19 protein-coding genes are annotated in these 18,515 nt (G+C 64.4%); 8 read left to right on the top strand and 11 right to left on the bottom strand.

Annotated elements, in window-relative coordinates; genetic code table 11:
• Positions 1-90: 90 nt before the first annotated feature.
• The gene (locus PVA39_RS13715) at positions 91-837 is read left to right on the top strand and encodes an FKBP-type peptidyl-prolyl cis-trans isomerase (RefSeq protein ID WP_013790822.1); all 747 of its coding nucleotides are present in this window, start codon (positions 91-93) and stop codon (positions 835-837) included.
• A 345-nt stretch (positions 838-1,182) separates the two neighbouring features.
• Positions 1,183-1,614 carry a YkvA family protein gene (locus tag PVA39_RS13710; RefSeq protein WP_274124516.1) on the top strand — a complete coding sequence of 144 codons (432 nt, stop codon included), beginning with the start codon at positions 1,183-1,185 and terminating at the stop codon, positions 1,612-1,614.
• 32 nt (positions 1,615-1,646) lie between these two features.
• On the opposite strand, the gene PVA39_RS13705 is transcribed toward PVA39_RS13710, so the two are convergent.
• On the bottom strand, positions 1,647-1,940 hold the full coding sequence (locus PVA39_RS13705; RefSeq protein ID WP_274124515.1) for a hypothetical protein: 294 nt from the start codon (positions 1,938-1,940) through the stop codon (positions 1,647-1,649).
• A gap of 86 nt (positions 1,941-2,026) precedes the next feature.
• Positions 2,027-3,208, bottom strand: coding sequence for an acetyl-CoA C-acetyltransferase (locus PVA39_RS13700; protein WP_274124514.1), 1,182 nt, complete (start codon positions 3,206-3,208; stop codon positions 2,027-2,029).
• Between the two features lie 176 nt (positions 3,209-3,384).
• Between PVA39_RS13700 and PVA39_RS13695 the strand changes: the two genes are divergently transcribed.
• The 3 genes from PVA39_RS13695 (at position 3,385) to PVA39_RS13685 (ending at position 5,873) form a co-directional block, all read left to right on the top strand.
• Entirely contained in the window at positions 3,385-3,666 is a 282-nt protein-coding gene (locus PVA39_RS13695; RefSeq protein ID WP_274124513.1) for a DUF2218 domain-containing protein, read from the top strand.
• A gap of 78 nt (positions 3,667-3,744) precedes the next feature.
• Entirely contained in the window at positions 3,745-4,665 is a 921-nt protein-coding gene (locus PVA39_RS13690) for a lipid A biosynthesis lauroyl acyltransferase (protein ID WP_274124512.1), read from the top strand.
• A 23-nt stretch (positions 4,666-4,688) separates the two neighbouring features.
• Entirely contained in the window at positions 4,689-5,873 is a 1,185-nt protein-coding gene (locus PVA39_RS13685) for a patatin-like phospholipase family protein (RefSeq protein WP_274124511.1), read from the top strand.
• Between the two features lie 60 nt (positions 5,874-5,933).
• Here the strand turns inward: PVA39_RS13685 and zapE are convergent, their stop codons facing one another.
• Complete coding sequence (gene zapE, locus PVA39_RS13680; RefSeq protein ID WP_274124510.1) at positions 5,934-7,055, bottom strand: cell division protein ZapE; 1,122 nt, start codon at positions 7,053-7,055, stop codon at positions 5,934-5,936.
• Positions 7,056-7,196: 141 nt separating this feature from the next.
• Between zapE and PVA39_RS13675 the strand changes: the two genes are divergently transcribed.
• Entirely contained in the window at positions 7,197-7,643 is a 447-nt protein-coding gene (locus tag PVA39_RS13675) for an acetyltransferase (protein ID WP_093503065.1), read from the top strand.
• A gap of 133 nt (positions 7,644-7,776) precedes the next feature.
• On the top strand, positions 7,777-8,562 hold the full coding sequence (locus PVA39_RS13670) for a sulfite exporter TauE/SafE family protein (protein ID WP_147177101.1): 786 nt from the start codon (positions 7,777-7,779) through the stop codon (positions 8,560-8,562).
• Positions 8,563-8,665: 103 nt separating this feature from the next.
• Here the strand turns inward: PVA39_RS13670 and PVA39_RS13665 are convergent, their stop codons facing one another.
• The gene (locus PVA39_RS13665) at positions 8,666-9,982 is read right to left on the bottom strand and encodes a hypothetical protein (protein ID WP_274124509.1); all 1,317 of its coding nucleotides are present in this window, start codon (positions 9,980-9,982) and stop codon (positions 8,666-8,668) included.
• A 390-nt stretch (positions 9,983-10,372) separates the two neighbouring features.
• Between PVA39_RS13665 and PVA39_RS13660 the strand changes: the two genes are divergently transcribed.
• Positions 10,373-11,068 carry a GntR family transcriptional regulator gene (locus tag PVA39_RS13660; RefSeq protein WP_274124508.1) on the top strand — a complete coding sequence of 232 codons (696 nt, stop codon included), beginning with the start codon at positions 10,373-10,375 and terminating at the stop codon, positions 11,066-11,068.
• A 60-nt stretch (positions 11,069-11,128) separates the two neighbouring features.
• Here the strand turns inward: PVA39_RS13660 and PVA39_RS13655 are convergent, their stop codons facing one another.
• The 7 genes from PVA39_RS13655 to PVA39_RS13620 form a co-directional block, all read right to left on the bottom strand.
• Complete coding sequence (locus PVA39_RS13655; protein ID WP_274124507.1) at positions 11,129-11,947, bottom strand: ABC transporter ATP-binding protein; 819 nt, start codon at positions 11,945-11,947, stop codon at positions 11,129-11,131.
• A complete protein-coding gene (locus PVA39_RS13650) occupies positions 11,944-12,708 on the bottom strand; it encodes an ABC transporter permease (RefSeq protein ID WP_147177103.1) in 765 nt (254 codons plus the stop codon). The genes PVA39_RS13655 and PVA39_RS13650 overlap by 4 nt, the downstream gene beginning before the upstream one ends.
• 11 nt (positions 12,709-12,719) lie before the next feature.
• A complete protein-coding gene (locus PVA39_RS13645; RefSeq protein ID WP_274124506.1) occupies positions 12,720-13,106 on the bottom strand; it encodes a hypothetical protein in 387 nt (128 codons plus the stop codon).
• Positions 13,107-13,136: 30 nt separating this feature from the next.
• On the bottom strand, positions 13,137-13,739 hold the full coding sequence (locus PVA39_RS13640; protein WP_274124505.1) for an ABC transporter substrate-binding protein: 603 nt from the start codon (positions 13,737-13,739) through the stop codon (positions 13,137-13,139).
• A 199-nt stretch (positions 13,740-13,938) separates the two neighbouring features.
• Complete coding sequence (locus PVA39_RS13635) at positions 13,939-15,156, bottom strand: amidohydrolase family protein (protein WP_274124504.1); 1,218 nt, start codon at positions 15,154-15,156, stop codon at positions 13,939-13,941.
• Positions 15,153-17,645 (bottom strand): branched-chain amino acid ABC transporter ATP-binding protein/permease, encoded by a 2,493-nt coding sequence (locus PVA39_RS13625; RefSeq protein WP_443200965.1) that lies wholly within the window; start codon positions 17,643-17,645, stop codon positions 15,153-15,155. Before PVA39_RS13625 ends, PVA39_RS13635 begins: the two co-directional genes overlap by 4 nt.
• On the bottom strand, positions 17,642-18,511 hold the full coding sequence (locus PVA39_RS13620; RefSeq protein ID WP_093503083.1) for a branched-chain amino acid ABC transporter permease: 870 nt from the start codon (positions 18,509-18,511) through the stop codon (positions 17,642-17,644). The genes PVA39_RS13625 and PVA39_RS13620 overlap by 4 nt, the downstream gene beginning before the upstream one ends.
• Between the last annotated feature and the right edge of the window lie 4 nt (positions 18,512-18,515).

Below are 18,515 nucleotides of genomic sequence, written 5' to 3'. Positions count from 1 at the left end.
CGGGCGCCGCGGCTTGCGTTGATACACTCACACACCCTAAGCTCGCGCCTTCACTCGATAGCCCTAGGGCGCAGCGGACAAGGAATCAGCATGAAACAGCATCGTTTGGCAGCAGCGATCGCCCTGGTGGGCCTGGTGCTCGCCGGTTGTGATTCGCAAACCAGCGACGTAAAACTGGAAACTCCGGCGCAGAAAGCGTCCTACGGTATCGGTCTGAACATGGGCAAGAGCCTGGCTCAGGAAGGTATGGACGACCTGGATTCGAAAGCCGTTGCTCAAGGCATCGAAGACGCCATCGGCAAGAAAGAGCAGCGCCTGAAGGACGACGAGCTGATCGAGGCCTTCGCCTCTCTGCAGAAGCGTGCCGAAGAGCGCATGACCAAGATGAACGAAGAAGCCGCTGCCGCCGGCAAGAAATTCCTCGAAGAGAACGGCAAGCGTGACGGCGTCACCACTACCGCTTCGGGCCTGCAGTACGAAATCGTCAAGAAGGCCGACGGCCCGCAGCCCAAGGCTGACGACGTGGTTACCGTTCACTATGAAGGCAAGCTCACCGACGGCACCGTATTCGACAGCTCCATCGAGCGTGGCACCCCGATCGACCTGCCGGTTGGCGGCGTGATCCCGGGTTGGGTCGAAGGCCTGCAACTGATGCACGTAGGCGAGAAGATCAAGCTGTACATCCCGGCCGAACTGGCCTACGGCGCCCAGAGCCCGAGCCCGGCCATTCCGGCCAACTCGGTACTGGTGTTCGACCTCGAGCTGCTCGGCATCAAGGACCAGAACGCTCAGGAGCAAGCCGCTCCGCAAGCACCTGAGGCCGCTCCGGCCAAGTAAGGGTCAGCTGCTTGAAAACAACGCCCCGCCTGTCGGGGCGTTGTCGTTTCTGCAGTCTGCCAATCGCAAAATGTGCGCCAATGCAAGTCTTGACATGCCGGGTTATGCACATCACGACAAGGCTTCTTATTCAGTTGGTCAGGTTTTTAACGAAATCTTTTGATTTTTTTAACTGATTGATTTAGCAAGGTTTTATCGGCTGGATAAAAAATGTCCGATCTGTGGCGAGGCCGCATGACAGGGGGGTTTGGTAAGCTAATCCCATAACTGTTCACAAGGTTATCCACAGCTATGGTGGATAACCACAGACAGCCCAGCAGCGATGCGGGCTGACGAGGAGTAACCATGAAAGCGCCGTGGAATTTCGCCCGCTATCTGCCTATCGCCCAGCGCTTTCTCAAGCGCGGTCGGTTGCCGGCATTGTTGCTGGCGGTCACCCGCAAAAGTGGTGGTGGCGCCCGCAGCCTGACGTCGATCAGGGGCGACCTGAGCCTCTTGCAGGAGCTGTGCGTGGCCTGGTGGCGCGGCAGTTACCGGGCGATCAACCCGCAGGCGCTGGTAGCCATCGTGGCGGGGCTGATCTATTTCGTCTTGCCCGTGGATGCCATTCCCGACTTCATTCCCGGCCTGGGCCTGGTCGACGACCTGGCGGTGCTGGCCTGGGTGATGAAGACCTGGGGCGGCGAGCTGGACGCGTTTCGCACCTGGCGCGATGCCCAGGATCGGGAAACCCGCGAGGCCATCGCCAAACTGCCAGTGGCCGAGCGGGTGAGCTGAACGGCGTAGTGTGGCAGGCGCTGAGCCTGCCGTCATTCGATACTGCGGTCGATACGGGCTATTTCCCGGACGGTAAGCGGCCGCCAGTCATCTTCGCTGATGCCGTAATCCTCATGTGTGCCGTCGAGCGCGTCTTCGAGCGACAGCCACAGGTGGTCGCCTTCAAACTGACCGCTGGCGAAGTCGGTGTAGCGCAGTTCCAGGTAGACCACTTCGTCGTCTTCGCTAAGCAGCGCGAACAGCACGATGGCCGTGACGTCGGGGCGCTCGGGGCAGGGTTTGCGGCATTCGGCGAACAGGTAGTGCAGCGTTGGGAGGTCGCTCATGGGCAGCTTCATCGGGTGGGGACCTGATCGTATCGCGAACCGGGCCTGAAAGGGCAGGCCCAGCTAATAGCTGGGCCGCACTGTTTTCAGTCGCGCTCGAGCAGTAGCGCCACGCCCTGGCCGCCACCGATGCACAGGGTCGCCAGGCCCTTCTTGGCGTCGCGCTTGAGCATCTCGTGGAGCAGGGTGACCAGCACTCGGCAGCCGGATGCGCCAATCGGGTGGCCGAGGGCGATGGCGCCGCCGTTGACGTTGACCTTGCCGGCGTCCCAGCCCAGCTCCTTGCCGACCGACAGGGCCTGGGCGGCGAAGGCTTCGTTGGCTTCGATCAGGTCCAGCTGATCCAGCGTCCAGCCGGCTTTCTCCAGGCTGCGGCGGGTGGCTGATACCGGGCCGATGCCCATGATCGCCGGGTCGACGCCGGCGTTTGCATACGCCTTGATCTTTGCCAGCACCGGCAGGCCGAGCGCCTCGGCCTTGTTCGCGCTCATCAGCAGCACCGCCGCGGCGCCGTCATTGAGGCTCGAGGCGTTGCCGGCGGTCACGCTGCCGTCCTTCTTGAATGCGGGCTTGAGCTTGCCCAGGGTTTCGGCCGTGGTGCCGGCGCGTGGCTGTTCATCGGTAGCGAAGGCCAGGGGCTCGCCCTTGCGCTGCGCAATCAGGACCGGGGTGATCTCATCTGCGAAGCGCCCGGCCTCTATGGCGGCAATGGCCTTCTGTTGTGACGCGGCGGCGAAGGCGTCCTGCTCCTCGCGGCTGATGGCGTATTTGTCCACCAGGTTCTCGGCAGTGATGCCCATGTGGTAGTCGTTGAAGGCGTCCCACAGGCCATCGCTGATCATGGTGTCGACCAGTTGCCCGTGGCCCATGCGCAGCCCGGTGCGCGCCTTGGGCAGCACATAGGGCGCCAGGCTCATGTTCTCCATGCCACCGGCGATGATCACCTCGGCGTCGCCACAGCGGATCGCCTGGGCGCCCAGGTGCAGGGCCTTGAGGCCCGAGCCACAGACCTTGTTGAGGGTCAGTGCCGGCACGGCGTGGGGCAGGCCGGCCTTGATCGCGGCCTGGCGGGCGGTGTTCTGCCCGGCGCCGGCGGTCAGCACGTGGCCAAGAATCACTTCGTCGACCTGCGCGCCGTCCAGGCCGGTGTGCTCGAGCAGGCGGCGGATCACCGCGGCGCCGAGTTCGGTGGCCGGCACATCGGCCAACGCTCCCTGGAAGCTGCCGATGGCGGTACGGGTAGCGGCGACGATGACGACTTCTTGCATGACATTCTCCAGGCCAGGTGGGCGGATGTTGCTATTGGCTGGGCACGATCCTGACGCCGCCTCGGCTGCCGTGCAAGTCCGGGGTTTTCGATTGATTGCATCGATAATGGCGTATGCCGGGCAGCCAGGCTGCGTGCTAGATTCCGGGCGTCTTCAATCCCACCAGGAGCATTCCCATGCCTGAATCCCGTGCAACGGTCACCACCGAACAGGGCCAGCGCTGTCTGACCCGGCTGTGCCGGCACTGGAGCCACAAATTCCAGGTGAGCTTCGACGAGCAGCTCGGCGAGATCGTCTTCGACCCGGCTCGCCTCACCCTGACCCGTTTCGAGGGTGGCCTGGTGGCGGTCATCGAGGCACCGGATACCGACACGCTTGATCGCCTCGAACCGGTGGTGGCCGACCACATGCAACGCATGGTGGCCGACGAAACCCTGCAGATCGACTGGCAGCGCTGAGCGCCCTGACGCCTCACTCCCGAGAGCGGCGAACGTGCTGGTAGACTAGGCGGCTTTGAACGCCATCCTGGATCGTCAATGGATCGTCCCGTCTTTCGTCGCACCTTCCTTCACCCGCGGTTCTGGCCGCTGTGGGCCGGGCTCGGCCTGCTGTGGCTGACCGTGCAGCTGCCCTACGGCGCGTTGCTGCGTCTGGGCCGTGGCCTGGGCTGGTTGATGTATCACACGGCCGGCTCGCGTCGGCGTATTGCCACGCGCAACCTGGAACTGTGCTTCCCGCACATGCCGGCAGACAAGCGCGAGCGTCTGCTCAAGGAGAATTTCGCCTCCACCGGCATCGCCTTCTTCGAGATGGCCATGAGCTGGTGGTGGCCGCGCCACAAGCTGGCGCGCCTGGCCCACATCGAGGGCATCGAGCACCTGCAGCAGGCCCAGGCGCAAGGGCAGGGCGTGATTCTCATGGCCGTGCACTTCACCACCCTGGAAATCGGCGCCGCCTTGCTCGGCCAGGTGCACACCATCGACGGCATGTACCGTGAACATGGCAACCCGGTGTTCGATTTCGTGCAGCGTCGTGGCCGCGAACGCCATAACCTGGACGCCACCGCTATCGAGCGCGAGGACGTGCGGGCGATGATCAAGGTGCTGCGTGCCGGTCGGGCGATCTGGTACGCACCGGATCAGGACTATGGCCGCAAGCAGAGCCTGTTCGCGCCGCTGTTCGGCATCCAGGCGGCGACCGTTACGGCCACCACCAAGTTCGCGCGCCTCGGCCGCGCTATCGTGTTGCCGTTCACCCAGATGCGCCTGCCCGATGGCGGCGGCTATCGTTTGACCATCCACCCACCGCTGAGCGATTTTCCCGGTGAGAATGAAGAGGCCGATTGCCTGCGTGTCAACCAGTGGGTCGAGCAGGCCATCGTCACGTGCCCCGAGCAGTACCTGTGGGCGCATCGGCGCTTCAAGACCCGTCCAGAAGGCGAGCCCAAGCTCTACTGACCACCCGAACGGGAATCGACGCAATGAAGCAGGACGCTAGCGGCAACCCGGCCACCACTGGGCTCATCCTTTCCGGCGGTGGCGCACGGGCTGCGTATCAGGTCGGTGTGCTGTCGGCGATCGCCGAGCTGTTGCCCGAGGAGTCGTCGCATAATCCCTTTCCGGTCATCGTCGGCACCTCGGCGGGGGCCATCAACGCCGTCAGCCTGGCCTGCGGGGCGCTGCATTTTCGCGAGGCGGTCAAGCGCCTGAGCAGCGTATGGCGCAGTTTTCATACTGATCAGGTGTACCGCAGCGATTGGCCCGGCGTGCTGCGTCAGGCCAGCCGCTTCATCGGCCACAGCATGCTCGGCCTCGGCAAGCAGGTGCCGGTGGCGCTGCTCGACAGCTCGCCGCTCGCCAAGCTGCTCGAGCGGGAACTGGATTTCTCCGGCATCGCCGCGGCGGTTCGCCATCGCCAGCTGCGCGCCGTGGCGGTGACTGCGTTCGGTTACGAGTCGGCCCAGGCGGTGACCTTCTACCAAGGCCGCGCGGCCATCGATCCCTGGTTCCGTCATCGTCGGGTCGGCGTGCCAACGCGTCTGGCGTTGCCGCACCTCTTAGCCAGCACGGCGATTCCGCTGATCTTCGAACCGGTGAAGATCAACCGCGAATACTTTGGCGACGGCGCCGTGCGGCAGATGGCGCCGATCAGCCCTGCCTTGCACCTGGGGGCGACCAAGGTGCTGGTGGTGGGCGTCAGTGGCAACCCGGTCGGCAATCAGGCCGGCGGCGCACCAGCGCCGGTACCGGGCGGTGTGCAGCCGAGCCTGGCGCAGATTGCCGGTCATATGCTCAACAGCACTTTCATCGATAATGTGGAAAGCGATATCGAGCTGCTCGAGCGCCTCAACCAACTCGGCCGCCTGGTGCCTGAAGAACAGCGCAGCCGCACCTACGGGCTGACCCCGGTGGAAGTGCTGGTGATTTCGCCGAGCCAACCGCTGGATGTAATTGCCGCACGCCACCGCCGCGAGATGCCGGCGGCGCTGCGCCTGTTCCTGCGCGGCCCTGGGGCGACCCGCGACGGTGGCGGCGGTGTGCTCAGCTACCTGCTGTTCGAGCCGGGTTACTGCAGCGAACTGATCGAGCTGGGCTATCAGGACGCCATCGCCAAGAAGGCGCAGATCCAGGCGTTTCTCGGGCTGGTGCCTGCAACTGCAAGCTGAGTCGTCGACCCTGGGTATCGCTGTGCTCAACCCAGGCTACCTATTGGATTGCGCGCGCCGTCAGCCAAACCGCTCCAGCTGCATTTCCTGCAGGCGGCTCAGGGTGCGGCGGAAGGCGAAGGCCAGGTAGCCCTCGGTATACAGAGCATCCAGCGGCACGGCGGCTTCCACGTACAGCGGCACGCGACGGTCGTAGCACTCGTCCACCAGGGCGATGAAGCGGCGCACGGCATTGTCATGAATCGACAGCGCCGGCAGTTGGCGGTCGCCGGCCTCCACCCGTTCGGCGGCGTCTTCGGTGCCGCGCGCGATCTTCGCCGGGCGCTGCTGGGCGCTGAGGGCCGGTACCTCGCCCAGCACGATGGCCTTGAAACGATCACAGAGCAGGATGAAGTCCCCGGTCGCCAGCGGTTGCTCGCAAAGCTGGCCGAAGCTGCCGTGCAGCACCCGTTCGCTGTGGTCGTGCACGGTGATCCGACGATGGCCGACCTGCAGCGGCTCGTGGCTGACCGGCTCGCCCTGGCGCAGTGCCGCCAATAGCGCGGGGAGGGCGCTCGGCTGGCCGGCTTGGCGAACCCAATAGCGCTGGTGTCGCTGGCCGGGGTGCTGGCGATGATCCTGGCTGCCGTCCACCGCCACCACCTGCATGTGCTGCATCAGGGCGTCGATGGCCGGCAGGAAGCGCTCGCGGTTATGGCCTCCAGCGTACAGCTGCTCCGGCGGCTGGTTGGAAGTGGCGACCAGCACCACGCCCTCGTCGAACAGGCAACGAAACAGCCGCCCCAGCAGCATGGCGTCGCCGATGTCGCTGACGAACAGTTCGTCGAAGCACAGCACGCGGATCTCCGCCGCCAGTTCCCGGGCCAGCACCTGCAGGGGCTCGGCGGTGCCGGTCAGCTCGAACAGGCGGCGGTGCACCCAGCCCATGAAGTGATGAAAGTGCTGACGCCGGGCGGGCACCTGCAGCGCCCCATGGAAACTGTCCATCAGCCAGGTCTTGCCACGCCCGACCGGGCCCCAGAGATAGACGCCCTGAACGGAATGGGCAGCCGCGGCGTGCAGCTCGTCATGGCAGCGCTGCAGCACCTGGGCGGCGGCCAGTTGAGCATCATCGGCAACGAAGCCCAATTCCTCGACGGCATGCCGATAGCGTTGCAGGGGGGCGTGTGGCGGTGGCGACATGGGCGTCCTCAGGTGCCGGGCGAAGAGCGGCGGGCCATGCTAACAGGCGTGTGGCCTGGACACGTTATGAAAACCTGGGTTTGCCCGTAACGACCGCACTGGCTAGGCTGCATCGCCTTTTCGAGCTTACTGGAGCTGAGCATGCTGATCCGTCCTGCCCTGGCGGCTGACCACGACGAGTTGCTGGCCATCTGGCACCGTGCGGTGCTGGCCACCCACGACTTTCTCAGTGCGGTGGATATCGACCTGCTGCACCGTCAGGTGGGCGAGCTGTACCTGCATGCGGTGGCCTTGCATGTCTGTGTAAATGAAAACCAGCGGATACTGGGCTTTATCGGCCTCAACGAAAGCCATGTGGAAATGCTGTTTGTCGATCCCGATTGCCACGGCCAGGGTGTGGGTTCACGGCTGTTGGACTATGCCCGGTGTCGTCTCGGCCCGCTGACCGTAGACGTTAACGAACAGAACCCGGCAGCTCATGGCTTCTACCGCCGTTACGGTTTTCAGGACACCGGGCGTAGTGATACCGATGGAGAAGGGCGGCCGTTTCCGCTGATCCATATGGCCTATCGACGCGCCGCAGATTGAGTAGCGCCGGGCAGCGGAAAGCTCAATCTATATAACTGTTATAAGCAAATGCTTACTCGGTATATGTCCTTTATGTTCAAGTGGTTATCCTGCGCGCCTGACAAATGAGCCGACGACGGCAATTGGGGCAGGTATGGATTTTGGTGGCTTGGGCTTCGTCATCGCGGGGCTGGTAGTAGGCTTTATCGTGGGGATGACGGGCGTGGGCGGCGGTTCGCTGATGACGCCAATCCTGCTGTGGTTCGGCATCAATCCGGCGGCGGCCGTGGGAACCGACCTGCTGTACGCGGCGATCACCAAGGCGGGGGGCGTGTTCGTTCACCAGCGCAACCGCAATATCGACTGGACGGTGACCGGCTGGTTGGCGGCCGGCAGTGTGCCGGCGTCGTTGCTCACCTTGCTGGCGCTGACCTTGATGCCAGGCGACCAGCACGCCACCAATGCGTTGATCAAGAACGCCCTGGGTATCGTGCTGCTGCTGACCGCCACCGCGATTCTGTTCAAGAAGCAACTGTTCGCCTTCGCCAGCCGCCATGCCGGTGACGGCTTCCACTTCAGCCCGGCCCGCCTCAACGCGCTGACCGTGTTGGTGGGGGCGGTTCTCGGTTTCATGGTCACCCTCACCTCCATCGGCGCCGGCGCTCTAGGCACCGTGGCGCTGTTTCTGCTCTATCCCCTGATGGCCACGCGCCGCCTGGTGGGCACTGAGATCGCTCATGCCGTGCCGCTTACCTTGGTGGCCGGTCTTGGCCATGCCGGGCTCGGCAATCTGGACTGGGGTGTGCTGGGCTACCTGCTGCTGGGCTCGTTGCCGGGCATCTTCTTCGGCAGCCACCTGTCCGGTCGCGTGTCGGACAACGTGCTGCGCCCGTTCCTGGCGATCATGCTGATGGTGATCGGTTACAAGCTGGCGTTTTGATCACCTCAGGCATACTGGTGCACAAGGGCGCTGTGCCGCGTGCTTTTGTGCGCAACGCAGCGCCACGTCGCTGGCCGAGGTTCACGTTCGATACCGCGTGCTCTCACCAACGCAGCGGTTTGCTTTGGCCTTTCCAGAACAGCCAGCGTTGCCGTTCATGGTGTTCGCCGGTGCCGATCTGCCAGGCCGGGCGACCGGCGTCCAGATCGATCACGCAGACGAAGCCCGCATAACTCGACACCGCCAGGGTGTTGCCATCGGCCGACAGGTCCATGGCGCAGATGGTCGAGCCAATGAAGTGCTGCCAACGTTCGTTGCCTTGGTCGTCGAAGGCGCGTAGATAGCCGTAAGCATCACCGACGATGAACGTATCGCCACGGGAAACACCCGCGTACACACGGGCACCCTCCTGCACGACCGGAGTGCGCTCATCATCACTGTAGAAATCGGTTTGCAGGCCTGGCAAGTCGGCCACGGCGACGCTCAGTGTGGCGCCGTTGTAGAAGTGGCAGGCGTTGAGGATCAGGCGGTCGCTGCGGTTGTTGAACAGGGCGAAATGCGGATACTCGCCTGCCGGACCGACCTCGGCGACCTGCTGCAGGTCGCTGTCGAATACCAGATGACTACCACACTGCTCGCCGACCGCGATCCAGCGGCCATCCGCCGATATGGCGCCGTGTTCCATCGACAGGCCCAGGCTTATGTCATCGGTGGGCGTGCCCCTGCGCAAGTCTTCGCGGATATCTGCCGGGCGCGGCAACAAGCGCGTGGTGGCCTCCTTGGCCAGCACGAAAATGCCATCCGAGCTGACCAGCAGCACACGTTGGCCATCCGGGAAGGGAGTCAGTGCGGTCGGCGTCGGCGGATGTTCAAGCGCTGTAAACCCGGCATCCTCCGGCAAGCCTTCCAGGCCGGTGGGCCACTTGAACTGAGCGACCTGCGGGCCGTTCCAGCCATCGTGCACGCTGATGCCGGATGCTCTGGCGAACGCGAAATAACGGCGTGCCGGGCAGCGCCCGAAAAAATCGATGTCGATCACGTCGTGCCACTGGTTGCCGTGAATATGCACCAGGCGTCCACGCTCGTAGGCGCTACCGACGCGGGCCAGCAGGCTGCCGTCATCGAGCAGCGCGAGCGCGTTGATCGCCTGGGCCTGGGCATCCAGCAGGGGCACCAGCGGCAGATGGGCCGGTGGCCAGTCGGTACGCAAGGTGGCGTGGCTGGCGTCATCCGCGTTGGTTTCATTGGCGGCCTGCAACGCCTCCAGCAGAGCCGGCAGCAAATGCTCGGTCGGCGCCAGTTGTGGTTCTTTCAGGCCATCCCAGCCCTGGCTTAGGCCCTGCTCGACATAGCGATTGACCTGCCGGGCGTAGTCCAGCACGGCGGCTTGCCACTGCTGCTGGGGAGTTGGGGTCGTCATGCTTGAGGAGCTCCTTGACGCTGTTGAGCTGCCGCTCATGGCGGCAGTGCTTAGCCAATTATGCGAATCGCAATCTCTCGGGCATCCGCCGAGTGCATCGGGCTCGCGGCATGGTAGAGCGATGACGTAGTGCATTCGTTCCGAATCGGCGAACGTAAAAGATATCGCTTCGTTAGCATCGTTACCGCTTATGGCTAGCAACACCAGGCTATCGTGTAGGTATGCCATGCTGGCGTGTGCGGCTGACGCCAGGGTTTGGCATGCCGCCCGGGCATTGGCTTAGCGCTAGCCAAGCGTATTTACCTCGCTCACATAGCTGGCGGATAATGCGCCAGCCGTAGTGTTCGCGACGAGTCAGCACGGCTCGTCTACCCGGGATCAGAGGAAGAGATGGCCGCGAAGACCGTCACCAGCAAGCAAGCCGAAGTGCAGCGCATCGTCGATGTGTTGTTCAAGGCTATCGCGCAGCATCGCTTGCCACCCGGGACGCGTCTGATCGAAGCGCAGATCGTCGAGACCCTCCAGGCCAATCGCAATCATGTTCAGGCGGCGCTACAACGTTTGGCCTTGCAGCGCGTGGTCACCATCGAGCCGAACCGTGGCGCGATGGTCGCTCAGCCCAGTGCCAAGGAAGCGCGGGAGATATTCGCGGCGAGGCGCGCCATCGAGCGGGCCATCGTCGAAAGCATCACGCCGGCAATCATGCACGCGCAACGCCAGCGGGTGACCACGCACATGCGCAACGAGCGCAAGGCCACCAGCGCTACCGACCGCCGTGCCATCGTTCGCGAGCTGAGCGAGTTTCATCTGATGCTCGGCGAGATCAGCGGCAATTCGGTGCTCAGTGAAATTCTCGCCAACCTGATGGTGCGCAGCTCACTGATCGTCGCCCTCTACCAGCGCAATGACGTGCCGTCCTGCGCCTCGGACGAGCACCAGCAGATCATCGCCGCGCTGGAAAAGGGTGACCAGCAGCAGGCGGTCGCGGTGATGCTCGAACACCTGGGCGAACTCGAGGATCAGCTCGATCTGGACGACCAGGCCGAGCCCGAGATCAACCTGCGCCAGGCCCTGGCGGGACTGTAAGGCGACGGCTTCCGCCACCGCACAGCGCTGCCATCGGCGCGGCCGATCTCGAACCGCTGCTCAAAGCGCCATCTCGCGCCTGAACACCTCCAGCGTATGGGCCTTGACCCGAACGAACTCGGGATGGCTCATGATCTCCGCACCCCGTGGGCGGGGCAGGTCGAACCTGACGATTTCGGCAACCCGGGTGGGGCGTCGGGTCAGCAACAGGATCTCATCGGCCAGAAATACCGCGTCTTCCAGGTCGTGAGACACGATCAGCATGGTGACGCCGGTCGCCAGTTGCACCTCCTGCAATTTGTCGCGGATGAACAAGGTCATCTCGAAGTCCAGCGCGGAAAACGGCTCGTCGAGGAACATCACCTCCGGGCGCGGTGCCAGCGCCCGCATGATGCACACGGTCTGCTGCTGGCCGCCGGAAAGCTCGTAGGGGTAACGATTCAGATCGAAGCGGATATCGAACATCTGCGTCAGCTCATCGACGCGTGCGTTCACATCCGCCTTGCTCATGCCCTGGCGAACCAGCGGGTAGGCGATATTGGCGCGCGCACTCATCCACGGGAACAACGCATCGCGATAGTTCTGGAATACGTAGCCGATGGTGGTCTGGGCGAGCGTCTTGCCATCGAACAGAATCTCGCCTTTGTCCATCGGCAGCAGGCCGGCGATCATGTTCATCAGGGTCGACTTGCCGCAGCCATTCGGGCCGAAGGTCGAGACGATCTTGCCGCGCGGCAGATCGAGATCCAGGTCGGTGTACAGCGGCTGACCGGCAAAGGCCTTGCTCAAGCCGCGAATGGTGACATGGGTGTCGGCGCGTGGTGCTGCTCCGGCTGCTGGCGAGGTGCCGAGAGTGGCGAGGGAAAGCGCGTGCGTCATGCCTGGCTACTCCAGTGGACGGTTTTTTTCTCGATGAGCAGGAACGCCAGGTTGAGCAGATAGCCCAGGGCGCCGGTGATCAGGATCGAGGCGTACATGTCCTTGATGTTGAAGACCTGTTGGGCATCGATGATGCGGTGGCCCAGGCCGTTCTCCGAGCCGATGAACATTTCCGCGACGATCACGATGACCAGGGCGATGGACACCCCGGTACGCAAGCCGACGAAGGTCTGCGCCAGGCTTTCCATCAGCAGGATGTCCTTGAAAATGTGCCAGCGCGATATGCCCATCACCTTGGCGGCCATCAGCCGGGTTTTCTTGGCGTTCATCACGCCGTAGGCGCTGTTGAACAGAATCACCAGCACGGCGGCGAACGCGGCGATGGCGATCTTGTTCGCATCGCTGATGCCGAAGATCAGCATGAACAGCGGGATCAGCGCCGAGGAGGGCGTCGAGCGAAAGAAGTCGATCAGGAACTCCAGGCTGCGGTAGACCCTTTCGCTACTGCCCAGAATGACCCCCAGGGGCACACCCACCGCAGCCGCGAAGGCGAACGCGGCCAACGTTCGGTAGAGGGTCGAAGCGATGTCGGTGCGCATGGACGACTCGCTGAACGACTGGAACATGAAGCCCAGGGTTTCGAGCGGCGAGGGCAGCAGAACCGGATTCAGCCACTGTGCGCTGACGGCCAGCTGCCATAACGCGAACAGCAGCAGCGGGCCGATCAGCGGCAGCAGGCGCGAGGACCAGGGTGATGTCATGACGATTCTCCTCAGCCCTGATAGATCAGCGCAGCCACATCGATCGGTTTGCTGAAGATGTTCCGCTCGGTGAACACGTCATAGAACTTCTGGAACCACCGCAGGTTGTCGCCTTGCAATTCGGAATACATGACGAAGCCAGGCAGCGGCACCTCGTTGACCAGATCCGCTTCGATGCTGGTGTAGCCGACGATGTTCCTGCGTGCCTGCTCAGGCTGCGCGGCGATGAATTCCACGGCCTTCTGGTAGGCGGCGATGAAGGCCTTCGCCTGCTCCGGCTTGCGCTCGATGAAGCTGCTGTTGAGTGCGGCTGCGCCACCGAACCAGGGCGCATCGGCATTGCCGAGCACGTATTTGGAGATGACGCCGGTTTCCAGGGTGCGCGACAGGTTCTTCATGCGCCCAACGGTGCCGGTCGGCTCCAGGGTTTAGACCCCGTCGATCTGGCCGGCCGCGAGGGCTGGCGCGTGCTGGCCGACAGGCAGCTCGATGACCGACGGATCGGTAAAGCCATTTTTTTCCAGAATGATCTTGGCCATGGTGACGTTCTGGATGCCGGGGCCGCAGGCGATTTTCTTGCCTTTCAGGTCGCCGATGCTTTGCGCGGTGCTGTCGAGCGGAACCAGAAACTCATCCAGAACCAGCCGGTGATTCGACGGGTTGGAGCAGATGATCTTGAACAGCCCCGGCATGGTGATCGCGCCGAGGCCGAGGGCGCCGGTCGCGGTGCCGTTGGCGCAACCGTGGATGCGACCGGTAATCATGCCTTCGACGATTTGCTGCGGGCTGGAGAACTTGACGCCTTTGACGTTCAGCCCGGCGTCCTTGAAGAAGCCCTGCTCCAGGCCGACATACAGCGGAAGACCGCCGACGATGGGCCAGTAACCGATACGAATTTCCTCGTCGTCGGCGAACGCGCCAGCGGGAAGCAGGCTGCCGAGCGTCAGCGCGCTTCCCGTCACGCCCAGCCACTTCAGCAATTGGCGACGATCCAGCTGGAGAGAACGGTTTTCAGGTTTGCGGTCTTTCATCGGTTTTCCCTGTTTTCAGATGTGGCGAATGCAGAGCTGCAAGCACGTGCCGTTCCAGGTTGATAAATTGATATAAATCAGTTACTTGGCTGTTTTCAGTAACTTGATCGCGGCGATATCTGCGCAGCGCGGATGAATAGGCCCCAGCTTGGCGCACGAGCCTCGGCTGCCGACCCTGCGACCTTCACGATGGGCGCCGTCATGGCTTGAGCAGCCTTGCCTGGGCGCGCTCGAAGGTTTTGCGGCCAGCCTTGTAGCCCATCAGTGGCGGGCTGATCTCGGCCACCACGGCGGCCGGCGAGGGCGCATCGAAGACGATGAAGTCGGCGCGGCAGCCGGGCGTCAGGCCATAGTCGGGCAGGCGCAGCAGGCGCGCCGACTCGCTCGACACCCAGCTCATGCAGCGCAGCAGTTCGGCTTCGGTCGCCAGTTGACTGACGTTGGCGAACAGGTTGGCCTGGCGCACCAGCGAGGCGTCTCCATATGGGGTGAAGGGGTTGCCGATGTTGTTGGTCGACAGCGAGCAGGTCACGCCACAGGCGTGCAGGTGCTGAAGGGGCGCCAGGCCACGGGGCCGGTTCTGGAAGTGTTCGCGTCCGGTGAGGAACAGGTCGGTACTCGGCAGGCAGGTGACCTGCACGCCGGCCTCGGCCAGCGACTGGGCGACCGCCAGCAGGGTCTCCCTGGGCAGCGTCGAGAGCTTGGTGACATGGCCGATGGTCACCCGGCCACCCCAGCCGTGCTGGTGGGTGCAGCGGATCACCTCGCCGATGGTCATGCCTTCGGGGTTGAGGTCGAAATCCAGGTGGAAATCCAGATCGCGGTCGAACGCCACCGCCAGTTCGAACAGCCGGCGGATCTGTGCGTCGGGGACCGCGTCGGTGTAGGGGCAGCCGCCCAGTACTTCGGCGCCCAGGGCCAGCGCCTCGCACAGCAGGGCTTCGGTGCCGGGGTTGTTGAGCAGGCCCTCCTGGGGGAATACGCAGATTTCCAGGCTGATGGCCCAGGCGTAATCGGCCTGCAGGCGGCGTACCGCATTGAAGCCGGTCAGGCCGATCTGCGGGTCGATCTCGACGTGCGTGCGCATGTGCGTGGTGCCCTGGATGATGGCCTTGTCGAGCACCTGGGCACCGCGTTGGTAGACGTCCGCCTCGGTGAACTCGGCCTTGGCCGAGCGGGTCTGGGCGATGGCCTCGGCCAGGGTGCCTTCGCTCAGCTGGCAGCGCTGCATGATGCAGGCCTTGTCCAGATGGATATGGGTTTCCACCAGGCCGGGTAGCAGCAGCTTGCCCTGCAGGTCGAGGGTCTCGGCGCCGGCACCTGGCGCACTGACGAAGCGGCCGTCTTCCACGTACAGGGTCTCAAGTGCCGTGGCATCGGCGCCGAGGCGGGCATTGATGAGGGTCAGGGCGCTCATGCTGCGGCGCCTCCCAGGTAAGCCGCTTCTAGCTCCGGGTCGCCGCGCAGTGCTTCGGCGCTGCCGGATTTGACGATGCGTCCGGTTTCCAGCACGTAGGCGCGATCGGCCACCTGCAGGGCGAGGTTGGCCATCTGGTCGACCAGCAGCAGGGTCACACCTTCGTCGCGCAGGGCGGCCAGGGCGTCGTACAGCTCGCCGATCATGGCGGGCGACAGGCCCAGGGAAGGCTCGTCGAGCAGCAGGATCTTCGGCTTGGCCATCAATCCGCGGCCAATCGCCACCATCTGCTGCTCACCGCCGGAGAGCAGTCCGGCCGCGCTGTCGATGCGATCACGCAGGCGCGGGAAGCGCCGCAGGATGCTGTCGATTTCCGCCTCGGCATCGAAGGCTTCCTTGCGCGAGTAGCCGCCGAGCAGCAGGTTGTCACGCACGCTGAGTTGCGCGAACACCTGACGGCCCTCCGGCACCAGGGCCAGGCCCTGGGTGGCGATGGTGCTGGCGTCGGCGTGTTCGATGTTCTCGTTGTCGAGCAGAATGCTGCCGCCACTGGCTCTGTGCAGCCCGGCCAGGCACTGCAGGATGCTCGACTTGCCGGCTCCGTTGGCGCCCAGGATGGCGATCAGCTCGCCAGGGTTGACCACGATATTGACCTTGTCGACCACCGGTGCGGCGCCGTAGTCGATCACCAGATCCTTGATGTACAGGCGTGCGTTACGCGAGCCATCCCAGGCCTTGGCCCGCGGTGTGGCCTGATAGCGGGTGCCGCCCAGGTAAGCGGCGATCACCCGTTCGTCCTTGCGCACCTCTTCCGGCACGCCCCAGGCGATGGGCTTGCCGGCGTCGAGCACCAGCAGGCGTTCGGAAACGGCCATCACCAGGCCCATGTCGTGTTCGACCAGAATGACGGCGATACCGAACCCGGCCAGGGTTCTGAACAGGCCCGCCAGGCGATCGGTGTCGCTGCGGCTGAGCCCGGCGGCCGGCTCGTCGAGCAGCAGCACGCGTGGGCAGGTGGCCAGGGCGCGGGCGATTTCCACCAGGCGGCGGTCGACGTGGGCCAGGTCATCGGCCGGGGTGTTCACCGAGCCGCCATAACCGACCAGCGTCAGCAACTGCAGCGCCAACTGGCGCCGGGTTTCGCTGGCGCACTTCAAGGGCAGGCCGAGACGCCCCTGCTGCATGGCCACCAGCAGGTTCTCCAGCACCGACAGTTCGCCGAACAGCTGGGTGGTCTGGTAGGTGCGGGCGATGCCGGCGCGGGCGATCTTCCAGGCCGGCAGGCCGGCCAGGGGGCGGCCCAGGTCGATACTGCCGCTATCGGGTGCGTAGAAGCCGCTGATCATGTTCAGCACCGTGGTCTTGCCCGCGCCATTGGGGCCGATGATGCTGGTGATGCTGCCCGCCGGTGCGTGCAGGCTGACGTGTTGCGCCGCCTGCACGCCGCCGAAGCGAATGCCGATGTCCTTGACCTGCAGGCCTTCCGGGGCGGCGTTGTCCTGCTGGAAGAAGGCGCTCAGTCGCGCCTGATCGAAAGTCGCCGGGGCGGCCTGATGGGCAGGTCGCAGCCACAGGTTGGCCAGGGTGCCGAGCAGCCCTCGCGGTGCAGCCCAGAGCACGCAGAGCAGTAGCACCGAGAAGATTAGCAGGCGGTATTCGGCGAAATCCGAGAGCATCTCCGGTAGCAGCACGATCAGCAGGGCGCCGAGCAGCGGGCCGAACAGGGTGCCGCTGCCGCCGACGATCACGGCCAGCACGAACAGGATCGATTGCGAGAAGGGGAACGAGGCCGGGTTGATGAACATCATCAGCGGCGCCACCAGGGAACCGGCCAGGCCGGTCAGCAGGGCGGACAGGGCGAAGGCCAGGGTCTTGGTCTGCACCGGGTTGAAACCGAGGGAGCGGGCGGCGATCTCGGTGGATTTCACGGCGCGCATGGCCATGCCCCAGCCACTGCGACGCAGGCGCTGGAACAGCGCCAGGGCGGCGATCATCAGGCCGGTGGCGATCAGCGCCAGGCCCACGCTCGGATCGAGGCTGCCGATTTCCGGCATGGGAATGCCCATCAGGCCGTTGGCACCGCCGGTCAGCGAGCGCCATTCGATCAAACCGTGGTGCACCACCAGGGCGAAGGCGATGGTGATCATCGCCAGGTACGGGCCGCTGACGCGCAGGGCCGGAATCGCCAGCAACGCGCCGATGGCCGCGCAGGCCAGGCCGGCGGCGATCACCGCCAGGCCCAGGGGCAGGCCGGCCATGGTCAGCAGCGCGGACACATAGGCGCCGATGGCGTAGAAGGCGATGTGGCCGAAAGAGATCTGCCCGCTCAGGCCGATCAGAATGTTCAGGCCCACGCCGACCACCACGGCCAGCGCGCAGAAGGTGAAGACCAGCAGCGAGTAGCTGTCGAGCAGCAGCGTGGCGGCAATGCAGGCCAGCGTCAGCAGGGCCAGGGAAGCGGGAGCGAACAGCGAATTCTTCAGGGTCATACTTTCACCAGGGTCTTGCTGCCGAACAGGCCATTGGGGCGCAGCGCCAGGGCCAGGATGACCAGGGCGAAGGTGAACAACTGGGTGAAGGCCGAGCCGAAATAGAGGGTCACCAGCGCCTCGACCAACCCGAACAGCAGGCCGGCGGCGAATACCCCGCCAGCGCTGGCGATGCCGCCAAGAATCGCCACGGCGAAGGCCTTGAGGCCGAACAGCAGGCCCATCTCGGCATTCACGCTGAACAGTGGCGCGATCAGCAGGCCGGCGATGGCGGCGAACACGGTCGACACCGCAAAGGCCACGGCCACCACCCGGTTGACGCGGATGCCCATCAGCATCGCCGCCCTGGGGTTCTGCACGCAGGCTTCCAGTACCTTGCCCAGGCGGGTATGGCGGCGTACCAGAAACAACGCCAGGGCGATGCCGCCGCCTACCAGCGGAATCAGCAGTTGCAGCACGCCGACATTGTTGCCCAACAGCTCCAGATGCTGGTTGGCCAGCGCCGAGGTGAACTGCCGTGGCTCCTTGCCAAAGGTGAACAGCGCCAGGTTGTCGACCAGGATGCCTGCCGCCACCGTCGCCATCAGCCAGGCTTCGGAGCCGCGCGAATGGAAGGGGCGAACCAGAAAACGCTCGATGATCAGTCCATACAGGGCGCACAGCGCCAGGGTGGCCGGAATTGCCAGCCACAGCGGCCAGCCCCAGGTGATGTGGAAGCTGTAACCGAGTACGGCGCCAACCATCATGGCGCTGCCCTGGGCGAAATTGACCGTGCGTGACACCACATAGGTGATGTGAAAGCCCAGGGCGAGCAGGGCATACATGCTGCCCAGCCCGAGCCCGGTGATGATGGCGGCGGTGATCATGACG

Origin of the sequence: Pseudomonas sp. CNPSo 3701 (assembly GCF_028674975.1) — a bacterium.
In the GTDB taxonomy this organism is placed as follows: Bacteria; Pseudomonadota; Gammaproteobacteria; order Pseudomonadales; family Pseudomonadaceae; genus Aquipseudomonas; species Aquipseudomonas straminea.
Note: the sequence above shows the minus strand (reverse complement) of the source record. Positions and strands in the feature narration are given on the sequence as shown.